Genomic DNA, 12,590 nt, shown 5'->3' with positions numbered 1-12,590 from the left:
CCTCAATCAAGCACCATATGCCAATAGCCGAGGCTAAGAGCCCTTGGGTGTGACGACCTAACCGCTGGAATCGCCCAGTCAGAAAAATGAGCCCAGCGTCAGCACCAAATTAGGGCTCTAAGCCCGACAGGCTGCTAGGTTTGTGATTGGATTTTGTGGTCAGGTTGTAATAAGGATCAGGTCTCCTTTTGAATCATATTTCTGAATGGCATAGACTTACCCTGAAAAGACACTATTGTCAATCTAAGGAAAAAAGGGCGAAACGGATGGGATATCTCCATCGGCATTACATAATCTTTTTTCATTTTCTTTGTTATCAGAGGCTGATTGCTGTATATTAGGTATTCTACAACCCGTCTGGCTGGACAGTTTTCTGAGTTTACCATGTCTTAATCCTGAAGAGAGTAAGGAGCCATGTTCAAGAGCAAAATTGCAGAGATCTTATCACACGTGGAAGTATTTTCTGGATTGACAAGAGATGATTTAAAGGTCATTTCCAAAGAGTGCCAGCGGGTCCGTTTCTCAGAAGGAGAGATCCTGATCGAAATGGGAACGCCGTCGGCTGCTTTTTATATCCTCATCAAGGGGCAGGTCAAGGTCATTCTTCCGAAACGGATCGAAGGAGGGAGGGAGCGTCGGGTATCGGAAATCACCCTGAATACCTTGAACCAAGGCGATTGCTTTGGTGAGTATTCCCTCATTGAAAAAAAGCCTGGATCCGCTTCTGTTATCGGATCCCAGCCTGGTGAAGCCCTGAAGTTGGAGAAGAGAAGTTTCGAGGAGTTGATGACCAATGATCGTATCGGCAAGACCGTATATCGAAATCTGCTCCGGATACTCATTAGAAGGCTTCGGAAGAAAGAGGAGGAATTGGATCTCGTGCTGATTGCGGGGTAGAAGAATGGCCGGCTGGCGGATTGGTCGGCGCGATGATTATATTTGATCCGGTGGGATAATGGCGTGCAACCGGCTTGATCGGCCTCCTGGCAGAATGCAGATACTTGAGCAAGGCTATTTTTTGCCAACGCCACGCAGTCACCTGGGTCCAGGACTTCAGAACAATAACTTCAACTGCCGTTTTATAAGTGTTCTGCAGCCGTGCATATGACAACTGACAGACCAGAGGAGGGATAGACGCATGAGATCCGAACCGGTTTTGGTTACCGGGGCAACCGGATATGTAGGCGGCCGGCTTGTTCCTCTGCTGCTCGATTCAGGGCACCGGATCAGGGTCATGGGCCGTTCAATGGCCAAGCTCGACTGCCGTCCCTGGGCCGGACACCCGAATGTAGAATTGATAAAGGGCGATGTTTTTGACGCGGATTCCTTGAAAGCGGCAAGTCATGGCTGTTGGGCAGCCTTTTATCTGGTCCATTCCATGACGTCCCGCACCAGGGATTTTGCCGAGGCCGACCGAAGGGCGGCCCACAACATGGCCGAAGCATCTGCCGCCGCGGGGATTGAGCGATTGATCTACCTGGGAGGGCTTGGGGATGATAGCCCGGATTTAAGTGAGCACCTGCGTTCGAGGATCGAGGTGGCCCGCATCCTGGAATCCAGCACGGTCCCGGTCACCTTCCTTCGTGCAGCTGTTATTCTGGGTTCAGGCAGTGCCTCCTTTGAAATGCTCCGCTACCTGACGGAGCGCCTTCCGGTCATGACCACGCCCGCATGGGTGCGAACGCCCTGTCAGCCGATTGCCATTCGAAATGTCCTGGGTTACCTGAAAGGGTGTCTCGAGAATGAAGAGACTGCTGGCAGACGCTTCGATATCGGCGGCCCGGATATCCTGACGTACGAGTCGCTTATCCAGCTCTATGCAGAGGAGAGGGGACTTTCCAGACGCATCATTGTTCCAGTTAAGGCCCTCTCGCCCCGTCTTAGCTCGTGGTGGGTCCATCTGGTGACGCCCGTCCCGTCATCCATCGCACGGCCCCTTATCGAGGGGTTAAAAAGCCCGGTGGTGTGTAAAGAAAACAGCATCCGTGAGCTGATCCCTCAGGAGCTGATAAGCTGTCGCCAGGCCATCCGCTTTGCTCTTCAGCGGGTTAGGCAGCAATGCGTGGAAACCTGCTGGTCGGATGCCGGCGCACTTGAGATGCCGGAGTGGACCCAGTGCGGGGATGCGGATTATGCAGGCGGCACGATCTATGAGTGCGGATATCGGGCGGTTATTGAGGCCTCGCATCAGGAGGTTTGGGACCGCATCAAGGTCATCGGGGGCCGCACGGGCTGGTATTTTGGTGATTTTCTCTGGAAGATCCGCGGCGCCCTGGATCGTTTGGTCGGGGGTATCGGTCTGAGGCGTGGTCGACGGGATTCGGCTGAACTAATGATCGGCGATGCCCTCGATTTTTGGCGGGTCCTGGATATGAAGCCCCCATCGAGCCTAAAACTGCTGGCGGAGATGAAGCTTCCCGGAGAGGCAGTGATGGAGTTTCGCCTGCACCCCCTCGGGAAAGATCGGACGGAACTCCAACTCCTCTCTCGATTTCTGCCAAAGGGCCTCTGGGGCATGATCTACTGGTATGCGCTTTATCCTTTTCATCAATGGATCTACGCAGGCATGTTGAAACAGCTCGCCCTGTCCGTAGGAAGACCTGTTTCGGAGGGTCCGGACCGGTTTGCACCGCGCAGACAGCATGTATGCCATGTCCCGCCGAAGGAGTGAAAACTTGACCGGTAAATTCTTCGCATGTTCCGCCAAAGGCGAGAACGTCATGCGCAAGGACGCACGGTCATGGTCGGGACTGTCCTCGAAGGACGGGGGATGTTGTGAGACAAGCCCTCCACGGTACAACGTACCTTTGCCTGTCAGTGTTGTTCGTTTATGGTCGCATCAACTCAACCAGGTTACAAACTCCTCCAATCCCGCCCTTTTCCTTTCGAAATTATTGACCGGCGAGTCCCAGTCGGGGTATCCCATAGCCGTTCCGATAACCACAACCCGGTCCTCAGAAATAGACAAGATTTCCCTTAAAAGGTGTGGGTATCGTACGGATGCGGCCAGCATACAGGTTCCAAGTCCTTTGGCATGGGCAAGGAGGCAGAAAGTCTGCATCATAAGCCCCACATCCAGCATCGCATATTCTATTTTGAGGCTTTTGCCAAGGCATACCAGAATCATGCACGGAGCACCAAAAAGGTTAAACATCTCCCCATAATATTGATTACGGGCGGCGGCATCTTCCCGGGCGATAGAGAGAGCGGTCAAGACACTTTTTCCCACGTCAACATATCTTTTTTTCATAATCTCCGGCCATACTTCCGGCATTGTGATCTCAGACATGTGAGGCTCGCCGTCCAGGCACTTGTCACGATTTGCCTTTTTAAATCTCTCCAGCGCCTCTCCGGTAACCACATAGAGTTCCCAAGGCTGAGAGTTACCCCACGAGGGGGACCAACGGGCGTCTTCCAGGATTTGACGGATAACCTCCTTCGCTACCGGTTCCGGTTTGAACATGCGAATACTTCTTCTTTGTCTGACTGCAGTCTCAATATCCATGACTAAACCTCCCAGAAAAGATTACAGTCAACGTCAGGGGATAACCAAACCACAGGCAACATTGTGGTCGCACAGTGCAGTGTTAGGCATATAAATCATCCGCCACGCGATCCAGCCCCAATTCCTTCAATTTTTCCTTTTGGGGCTTTCCGGTCTCCGGGTCCCACTGGCTCACGGCGTAGAATTCCTTGAGCATCCTATCCATGTCCGGCTCAATGCCGGCAGTGGCGCCTTCGGAGAGCGCCTTTCTGACAATGGCAGGGATGCGGTCATCGACGCCGGTGACCCCCAGCTTGTTGTTGATGGCGCGTTTTAAATTCAGGGACCGTTCGCCGAATGTCAGCAGGTCCATGGTCTTGAAATCGGTCCCCGTAATGTCGCCCATGATCCGGGCAATGATGGAAGCGGGCAGGGGGGAGAACTGGCAGAGGGTGAAGCTGTTATACAGTTCGCAAAACTGAAGCAACTTTGCGGTAAGCGCTCCTTTCTGATCGGGATCGTTTTTGTCGGTAAAGGTGATGCCCAGAGAAAGCCCCACTTCAGTGCCCGGCGCATCCAAGCTGTAGAGGGCACCTTTCAGGTGGCAGGCCCCACGGGGTCCGACAGCATATGCCAGGGCCGCGCCCTGGTAGGCGCGGGGATCGTGCATGGGAAACTCGAGGCCTTTGACATGGGCGGCCATCTCCGGATCCGCCTCCAGTTCCGCGGCCATCTGCTTCACCCCTTTGGACAGCATCTTTCCGATCCCTTCCTGTCTGATAATCATTCGAACCAGTTTCAGGATGGTTTCCGCATCGCCCCAACGGATTTCCATGCCGGCAGTCTCCTGAGTAAGGATGCCATGTTCATACAAATGCATGGCAAACGCGATGGATACGCCGGTGGAGATGGTATCAATGCCGTGAGCATTACACAGATGGTTGGCCATGACAATGGAATCCATGTCAAAATTCATGCAAAGCGGGCCGAATGCGGCCACCGTTTCATATTCCGGGCCGTCCACCTGTTTGATATCTTTTGAAAATTCCTTGATCGTTCTCCCGCATCCGATGGGGCAGCCGGTACAGGCGTAATTGGACATTCGATAGCGCTCCCGAAATGCCGGCCCGTGGATCCTGGCCGCAGGGAATACGCTCCTGGTAAAGTATTTGGCCGGTGCGTCTCCCAGCCGCATGCCCAGATCCATATAGATATTGGTGCCGTAGAGCTTGTATGCCTGGGTGTAGGCATTGCTTTCAATGGCGTCTCTGGCCTGGCTGATCGCCAGCTTGAGTCTTTCCGGGTTGGCAATTTCCGCTTTTCGGCCTCCTGACACAACCAGTGCCTTTAGATTTTTGGCGCCCATCAGCGCCCCCATTCCGCAGCGACCGGCGGCACGGCCCTCGTCGTTCATGACACCGGCGTAATGGATACGGTTTTCGCCCCCCAAACCGATACAGGCCACGGCGGACTTTCCATCCACTTCGGATTTGATTTGTTTCTGCGTTTCGTAAATGTCGCCCTTACCCCAGAGGTGAGAGGCATCCCGGATTTCCATCCTGTTTTCATTTATGTAAAGGTAAACCGGTTTTTCCGCGTTGCCCACAACCAGGATGGCGTCATAGCCGGTGCCTTTCAAACGCATGGGAAATTTTCCGCCGGTGGTGGCTTCGCCCCACAGGCCCGTACTGGGCGAGATGCCGCATATGGCGGCCCGGCTGACCATGGGCACATTGGATCCGGTAAATGGGCCGGTGGCAAAGACAATAGGATTTTCAGGGGCCAGGGAATCCATATCCGGTTTGACATCATCATAGATCATGCTGGCGGCCAGGGTCGATCCGCCCACATAGATTTTCTGATCCGCATCGCTGATGGGTATTTCTTCTGTTTTGCGGGCGGTAAGATCGATTTTCAGGAATTTTCCAAAATGTCCTTTCATGGCTACCTCCACGGTTTCGAGCACATATCCAGCAGTCGGCCTTCATAGGCATGTAAGAATATATCGTTGAGCTGGGCTTTGTTCAGGTCGTACCATCCAAAATAGAATGCCGGATCTGTAGGGGTCTGCTCTAGAATCATATCCATATGCTTTTCAAGGTCGTCCCTTCTCACACCCGCATCCTTGAGGCCGATGGGAAGCTTTAACGATGTCATAAAATCCCGGATCTTTTCGATAAGACCGGACAGGCGCTTCTCTTTCGAATCATGGTCCCAGACACCCATCAGGTCGCACAGTTCCAGGTAGCGGTCGGTCACTTTGGCGTACACCTGAAGTTCATAGGGAATAAACAAGAGGACCAGAACGCCGTGGTGGATGTGAAACAGTCCGCCGATGGTATGACCCAGGGCGTGGGAGATGCCCGAACCCGCGTTTGCCAGAGGGATTCCCGCCATCATGGCCGCCTGCTGCATTTTCATTCGGGCCATGATGTCAGATCCGTCCGCATAGGCCCGAGGCAACCATTTAAAAATCATCTCTATGGTTTTTCCGGCAATGGCTTGGTTGATTTCATCACATTTCGGGGCCATAAAGCCGTCAACGGCATGGGCCAGGGCATCAGCCCCCGTGCCTGCCGTCAATTCCGGGGGCATCCCCACCGTGAATGTCGGGTCCAGCAGGGCAAAGTCTGGTACAAACTCCGGCAGTGCCCCTGCCACCGGCAGTTTGACCCCGTCCGGAAAGGAGATGACCGCCACACCCGAGACCTCGGACCCGGTCCCGCTGGTGGTCGGGATGGCTGCCAGTTTGGCCTTGTTTCTCAAATTCAACGGGATCAGGGGGCTCAGTATTTCCAATTTTACATGGGGATGTTCGTACAACAGCCAGGCCGCCTTGGCCGTATCCATGGCCGATCCTCCGCCAAGGCCGAAAATCAGGTCCGGGGCAAATCGCTTCATTTGCTCCGCGCAGTCTGTTACGGTCTCAATGGGCGCGTCCGGCTTGGCGTTGGCCCAGGTTTCAAAGGAAATGCCATGCCGCTTTTGATAAGGGCTCATGACCTTTTCGGCAAACCTGACCGCGTAATCGTCGGTGACGATAAACGCCCGCTTGCTTTTGCACTCACGGGCAATCAGGTCCACCGCATCCGGCAGAAGCTGGGGTACATCCAGAAAGAGATTGAATCCGGAGAATACCCTCGGCACGAAAAACGGCTTCATCACGTCCCTTAAAAATGCCGCCTGCACCATAGGGCCGCCCCATGTTTTCAGTAAATATTCATGGGTCCAGTAGGTCATATCGCCTCCTTTTTGAATAAAACGGGGTTTTACTGCATGACAAACTGAATGGCCGCACCAAACCAGGTGAATGCATGGACCTTCCCTTCAATGCCGACCCTATGGTTTTGAAGGGCATCCATAATCCCTTCTTCCCCCTTTTTCATGGCATGAAAGGCGGTTTTTGAATCGGTCCAGACCATGGCCGCGTCATATTCGTCCAGAATCGCGTCGGATGAAAACTTTCCATCCTTGAAGATGAAGCGTCTGCCTTTCTTATTGCCATTTGTTTTGACCACAATCCGACACTCATGCCCCATCAGGAATTTTTTGAATCCTGGATCGATCTGGGAGGATTTCTTGAATTTGGATGCGAGGAGGGTGAGAAGCAACAGGAATCTCATGATGTTCTCCTTTCAAGAGGTTTATATGCGGATCATAAGTGCCCGTTCGGGCCTAATCCGCGAGCACGGAAGCGGGTTCATAGGCCAGTTTCATTTTGCCGGTCTTGAACAGCTTCATGAAACGGGCGAAGGAGGCCACATTGCCCCTGGGGTAGTCATAGCCGGCCATGATCTTGAGCGGGTTGCCATAACCGGCCAGCATTTCCCGCCAAACCCTGCTATCCGCCTCGACCAGAATCGAGACATCCTCAGCCCGCAGATCCTTGGGGGCCTGTTCGGTTATCTGGGCTACGCCGAAGCGGACATGTATCAAAAAGCCGCGGTTGGCGTCGGGGAATACCAGACCGACCTTCTGGTCGACCTCGGCCGAGGCCTTCGGGTCCAGGTTCACGGACAGGGAGTCCATGAAACGTTCAAGGGGGAACCTATGAAGTGACTCCGGCGAGGCCGCATTTCCCTGTTTCAGCGACTCGCCTTGAGTGATCTCCACCGCCTCGGAAAGATAGTAGTTGCGTGCGTTGGGGTTTTCTTCGTTTTCAGCCAGGGCAATAAGGGCCTTCACCCGCAGGTCTTTGGCGGCCTGGTGAGTGGAGTTAAGGCGCAGTACGTATCCGGTAAGTTCCAGGGCAGCCTGGGGGGTCTTGTCGTCAGCATATTTCTGCGCCCTGGCCAGCAACTTTTCCACGCCCCCGGCCAGGTCGGCGATCATGGCGGCCTTCTCCAGGCGGGTCAGAGGCTGAAGGTTGGCCGAGTCGCCGTCGAACCAGCCCAGGTTGCCGGAAAACATGGCGCGCACCGACCAGGAGACCTTGCCGTAGAAGGGCTGAAGATACGGTGCGGCGGACAGGTGCGGGGGCAGATGGATGGTCTCGGCCAGTTCGTCCGGGGTCAGACCCATGTTGATGCCCCGTATGGCCTGGTCGTGGACGTACCCGATGGCGTCGGCGTAGTTGATGAGTATCTCGCGGATTTTGGCGGCACCCGATACGGGCCGGGTATGGCAGGGAACCAGATGCTCCGGATTCAATTCCCTGGCCGCTATCAGGCTGCTTCGCCAATTCTTGAGACTCCTGAAAGGCGTACCGCGAATGGTGTACAGGTTCGGGAAGGTCCAGTAGAAGTTGTCGCCCGAAATGAGAATCTTCTGATCGGGGAGCCAGACGTTGATCTGGTCGTCGGTCTCACCGGGCGCGTGAAAGAGCCTGAACCTCACGCCCGCCACCTCGGCGTCCAGCTCACCCTCAAAGGTGATGGTCGGCGGCACGAAGCCAAGGGTGCTGTCGGGCAGAAGGCCCAGACGCGGGCCGATGCCGGCGTTGACAAACTGCTCGGCGGGCAGACGGCTGCCGAACATGCGCAGACTCCTGGTGCCGATGATGGGCCGCAGCTCGGTCACGATGCGCATCACCAGGGACTCGGTCGAGGTGTGGGCGTACACCTCGGGCGAAGCGCCCCGAGCAAAGACTTCGGCGCCGAACACGTGGTCGGCGTGGTTGTGTGTATAGATAATGGCCTTGACCGGCTTGTCTGTGATGCGCCGGAATTCGGCCAGGACCTCGGTCGCCTCCTCATTGGTGGTCATGGTGTCCACGACGATAACGCCGTTGTCGCCGACGATCATAATGGAATTGGCCAGACCATAGCCTATGGCGGCATACACGTTTCTGCCAACCTTTTCCACGCCTTTTTTGAAGATGCCGGTGTGTTTGGCCAGATCGACGTGTATCTTTCGGGCCGGCGGGGGAGTCGCTTTTTTAGGGGCAGTGGAGACAAACAACCAAAGGCCGAAGGCCATCAGTATAAGGAGCAGGAACGCCGAAAACGCAAGCTTTTTCATCAACTCCTCCATGCTGTCCTGATCTCGAATGATGCGGCAGGGAATGTGAATCCGAACCCGGATCGACCACAGGCGAAGACTTGCTTTCCTCTAAAAAAAATGTACAACGTCACGGCTTCCGAGTCAAGAGAATCCAAGTGCAGGAGGGATTGAGAATGCTCGTGCAGCGCGTGGCATAGTGGGACATTTCAAATTGTTTTAGATTACATGAAAGGCAACCTCTGCAGAGAACAGGGTCCAGCGGCCCGGCCTTCAAATTGGGGATCGTGCCGGAAAGGGTTTCTACGGCCTTGCCGCCCCATCCACAGGGGCCGATAATGGGATGAGACTTGACCCTGGACCTCAAGGCATTGAAGGCCCGGCTATGTATAGGTATTTCTCAAGAGGTCCGCCATCTGATTCACCGCGGCGAACGCGCGCTCTACGGTCTTTTCCTTGTCCGGGTTTACCAGACAGCAGGTGGCCGGGGAGAGCATGCTGCGGGCGATCATCAGGTCCCGGTCGATCCCCCTGGACCAGAGGATCTTCCAGACGTCTTCCAGGCGTTGGATCAGGGAGGGGATTTCCTCTTGGGCAAAGGCCTCGGAACCCGTGGGCACCATGCCCCAGACGATGACGCCTCCCCGGTCGAGAAATTTTTTTATAGCCCCGGCATAGGAAGCGAAGATCTCCCCGTTGGTATAGACATCCAGGGAGAGCACGTCGAGGTCCATCCTGAGCAGGAAGTCCCAATCCGGGTTGCCGCACAGATGAATGCCCCGGGGCCGGTCCACCTGGGCGAAAAACCGGTCCAGGTCTGCCCTGGCATTTACATCGCCATATCCTGCCATGGCGGAAAAAAGGAATTGGAGCCCCGGCTCATCCACAAACATGAATGCATTGGGGTTGCGCTCTTTGAGCCTGGTCAATTGCACGTTCACCCGCCTGGCCATGAAGTCGAGCATAAACGGCCGAACCGTATCATCAAAAAGGATAGGGCGGTCGTCCTGGTCCAGCACATTGAATCCGAAGCTGATGGGGCCTTCCAGCTGGCCCCGGATGGCGGGCCTGTCCGACAGATCCAGTGCCAGAAAACGGTGGTACACCACTGAATAGGTCTCGCTCACGTCAAAAAAGGTCGGGTCGTCAAATCGCAGGAGGGTCTCTTCCAGCTCCTCGGTGAACTTATCCGCGGAGAACCGGAGGGTCCGCTTTTCCATATCCAGCACCATGCCGGGAAAATGTTCGGCCGCCTGCACATACATATCCTCATAGTAGCTGTAAAGGGGCAATTGCGGCCAGAAAGGCACATCCATCGACAGGGCCATGTCCAAGGCGCGCGCCACATCAGTATGGGGCATGACCGCCATGGCGGTGGTCAACAGGTTTCCGGGGATGGTGCTGGTCATGAAGGTTTCTCCACAGGGTTCGGATCGATGCCCGGCTAAAAGGGTTCGTCATTGTCGACAGACAGCTTCCATCTCAAACCTCCCTGGTAATCCCACACGGCGTGAGTCTCTGAAGTATACGGACTTGATGAGGGAGTTATCACTCCCGGCAAAGAGAATGGATGAATATTGATCAAGAAACCGCCGAATGTCAAAGGAAAACAGGGTCTGTTTGGTGGGGGAGAACGTACCTCATGGTTTGACATTTCTTGTTCAGCGTTCGATATTGTTATGAAGTCCTGCGATAGAAAAAGTGTAATTGGTCACAGGGGGCCCTTCAGGACCTCTACCCCCCGTGATCAGATATAAGAGAGTTCTGTCACAAGAGAGTTCTATCTGGCAGAGATCAAATTCGACAAACTTGTCGAACCAGCATGATCATTTCGACTTTTCTTGTTGGACGGTATGAGAAAACACGGATGCATGGCGGTTTCCATTCGATCAGAAAACCTTTAAATTACATATGCTTATTACGATGAAGCGCGTTCCTTTCCATCTGGCATGAAGGGTGCAAAAGAGGTTTGAGAACCGGGCCATGTGGTCAACATGAATCATTCGCGCAAAACCTATGACCTCTACTGACGATAACGATCTGATCAGACCATTCACGAAGCGAACCCTCCCTGCCTTTGAGGTGCTTGTGCGAAGATATCAGGACAGGGTCTATAATTTCTGCCGTTACATGCTTCAAAATCCAGAAGATGCCCAAGACGCCGCCCAGGATGTTTTCATGAAGGCATACAGGGGCTTGAAAGACTTCCGGCCGGACTCGTCGACTTACACATGGATTTATCGAATTGCCGTAACCACCTGTCTCGATTACAAACGAAAATCTCGTCGGGAGCGATTCAGGAGGGAGCCTCTTCCCGAAGACCTCCCTTCGGACGAGCCGTATCCAGACCAACTCTACGAATCAAAAGAGAGCACCGAGGCTGTACAAGTGGCCTTTCAAAACTTGCCGGAGAAACTGAGAGCGGCCATCGTGTTGAGGGAGATGGAAGGACTTTCCTATGAAGAGATCGCTCGAGTTCTCCATACATCCATGGGCACGGTGAAATCCCGGATATCCAGAGGGCGCGAGCAGCTTCGCCATCTCCTGAAAAAAATAGAGGCGGAATGAAAACTTTTTGGAACAAAATCGACTCTCAGAACGTTTAATTAGGCAAAGGGAAGAAAACATGAAATGCAGGCATGCGAAAAAATTGATCTCCTGGTACGTGGATGATGAGTTGAGTCCGGATGAGAAGAAGGATTTCGACTTCCATATCCAAGAGTGCGCCACGTGCAGAGAAGAACTGGAAGAAACGCAGGCGCTACTCCGGATTTTTGCCTCCGCCGAGAGATTTTCCGCACCTTTCGGATTCACCACGAGGGTATTGGGAAACCTGGGAGAGAAAGAGGAGTCACCACTCCGGGGCCTTCTCGCTGTCAAGCCCTTCTTTCTTCGGTCGGCACAAGTGGCTTTCGCGCTTGTCGTCATAACCATAGGCATAATCTCGGGCAACCTTCTCTTGGCGGAAAGGACAGACACCATCGGACAAGCGGCCGTGGTGCAGGAAGTCTTTTCTCTCGACCTGTTTCAGGCCACGCCTCCTGATTCGATAGGCGGGATCTATAGCACCCTCATGAGACCGAGCCATGAAAGTTAATCATTTGAAGTATACACTCGTTCTGTCCCTGCTCATGAACTTTTCGCTCCTCGGCGCCGCGGGGTACACATATTATTATCAACGGAGCCCGCATCTACCGGCTCCATTGGATTCCGGCGCCCCGGGACGGGTTCCGGTGGCCGCCCCCTTGATCCAGCCCCATCTTTTTGAAGCCCTCTCTCTCAAGCCGGAACAACGAAAGCTGTTCGAGCAAAAAGCGCCGCTGTTCCACGAGGCCCTTGATAAGAGGAAAAAAGAAGTTAACCGGCTCCGGGGATCACTCTTCGACCTCTTGAGGGCAGATCATCCCGACAGCAAAGCCATCGAGGCGACCATAGTCGAAATAAACGGGGTCCAAGAAGAGATGCAGAAAATGATTGTGGCCCACATGCTCGAATTTAAGTCCATGCTGGACACAGGCCAGCAAAAAAAATTCTTCGACCTAATCCGGGGGGCGATGACGAAGAGCCAGGATATCCAGTGTCCCTGATGCGCTATTCGGGCTTGTTTCAGTAAGCGGCGGTTCCGAGACGGCCTTCCTCAGAGTAGAGAAATGTTGAATATGAACGA

11 protein-coding genes are annotated in these 12,590 nt (G+C 54.2%); 5 read left to right on the top strand and 6 right to left on the bottom strand.

Translation table 11 applies throughout. From position 1 onward, the window contains the following. The first annotated feature begins 414 nt into the window (after positions 1-414). Positions 415-897: a cyclic nucleotide-binding domain-containing protein gene (locus tag K9N21_16705; protein MCF8145555.1), complete on the top strand. Its 483-nt coding sequence runs from the start codon at positions 415-417 to the stop codon at positions 895-897. A 241-nt stretch (positions 898-1,138) separates the two neighbouring features. After that, positions 1,139-2,671, top strand: a complete 1,533-nt coding sequence (locus K9N21_16700) for an SDR family oxidoreductase (protein ID MCF8145554.1) — start codon at positions 1,139-1,141, stop codon at positions 2,669-2,671. A 168-nt stretch (positions 2,672-2,839) separates the two neighbouring features. Here the strand turns inward: K9N21_16700 and K9N21_16695 are convergent, their stop codons facing one another. The 6 genes from K9N21_16695 to K9N21_16670 all read right to left on the bottom strand — a co-directional run bounded on the left by K9N21_16695 (position 2,840) and on the right by K9N21_16670 (position 10,332). Then, entirely contained in the window at positions 2,840-3,505 is a 666-nt protein-coding gene (locus K9N21_16695) for a nitroreductase (GenBank protein ID MCF8145553.1), read from the bottom strand. Positions 3,506-3,587: 82 nt separating this feature from the next. Next, positions 3,588-5,426: an aldehyde ferredoxin oxidoreductase family protein gene (locus tag K9N21_16690; protein MCF8145552.1), complete on the bottom strand. Its 1,839-nt coding sequence runs from the start codon at positions 5,424-5,426 to the stop codon at positions 3,588-3,590. Positions 5,427-5,428: 2 nt separating this feature from the next. Beyond that, positions 5,429-6,724: an iron-containing alcohol dehydrogenase gene (locus K9N21_16685; GenBank protein ID MCF8145551.1), complete on the bottom strand. Its 1,296-nt coding sequence runs from the start codon at positions 6,722-6,724 to the stop codon at positions 5,429-5,431. A 29-nt stretch (positions 6,725-6,753) separates the two neighbouring features. Next, positions 6,754-7,107, bottom strand: a complete 354-nt coding sequence (locus K9N21_16680; protein MCF8145550.1) for a hypothetical protein — start codon at positions 7,105-7,107, stop codon at positions 6,754-6,756. Between the two features lie 52 nt (positions 7,108-7,159). Next, positions 7,160-8,944 (bottom strand): MBL fold metallo-hydrolase, encoded by a 1,785-nt coding sequence (locus tag K9N21_16675; protein ID MCF8145549.1) that lies wholly within the window; start codon positions 8,942-8,944, stop codon positions 7,160-7,162. A 362-nt stretch (positions 8,945-9,306) separates the two neighbouring features. After that, the gene (locus K9N21_16670) at positions 9,307-10,332 is read right to left on the bottom strand and encodes a hypothetical protein (GenBank protein MCF8145548.1); all 1,026 of its coding nucleotides are present in this window, start codon (positions 10,330-10,332) and stop codon (positions 9,307-9,309) included. 679 nt (positions 10,333-11,011) lie between these two features. Here K9N21_16670 and K9N21_16665 point away from each other — a divergent pair. The 3 genes from K9N21_16665 to K9N21_16655 all read left to right on the top strand — a co-directional run bounded on the left by K9N21_16665 (position 11,012) and on the right by K9N21_16655 (position 12,510). Continuing rightward, positions 11,012-11,491, top strand: a complete 480-nt coding sequence (locus K9N21_16665; GenBank protein ID MCF8145547.1) for a sigma-70 family RNA polymerase sigma factor — start codon at positions 11,012-11,014, stop codon at positions 11,489-11,491. Between the two features lie 82 nt (positions 11,492-11,573). Further along, the gene (locus tag K9N21_16660; protein ID MCF8145546.1) at positions 11,574-12,020 is read left to right on the top strand and encodes a zf-HC2 domain-containing protein; all 447 of its coding nucleotides are present in this window, start codon (positions 11,574-11,576) and stop codon (positions 12,018-12,020) included. Continuing rightward, entirely contained in the window at positions 12,010-12,510 is a 501-nt protein-coding gene (locus tag K9N21_16655; GenBank protein ID MCF8145545.1) for a periplasmic heavy metal sensor, read from the top strand. The genes K9N21_16660 and K9N21_16655 overlap by 11 nt, the downstream gene beginning before the upstream one ends. The last annotated feature ends 80 nt before the right edge of the window (positions 12,511-12,590 follow it).

This window comes from Deltaproteobacteria bacterium (genome assembly GCA_021737785.1).
In the GTDB taxonomy this organism is placed as follows: Bacteria; Desulfobacterota; DSM-4660; order Desulfatiglandales; family Desulfatiglandaceae; genus AUK324.
Note: the sequence above shows the minus strand (reverse complement) of the source record. Positions and strands in the feature narration are given on the sequence as shown.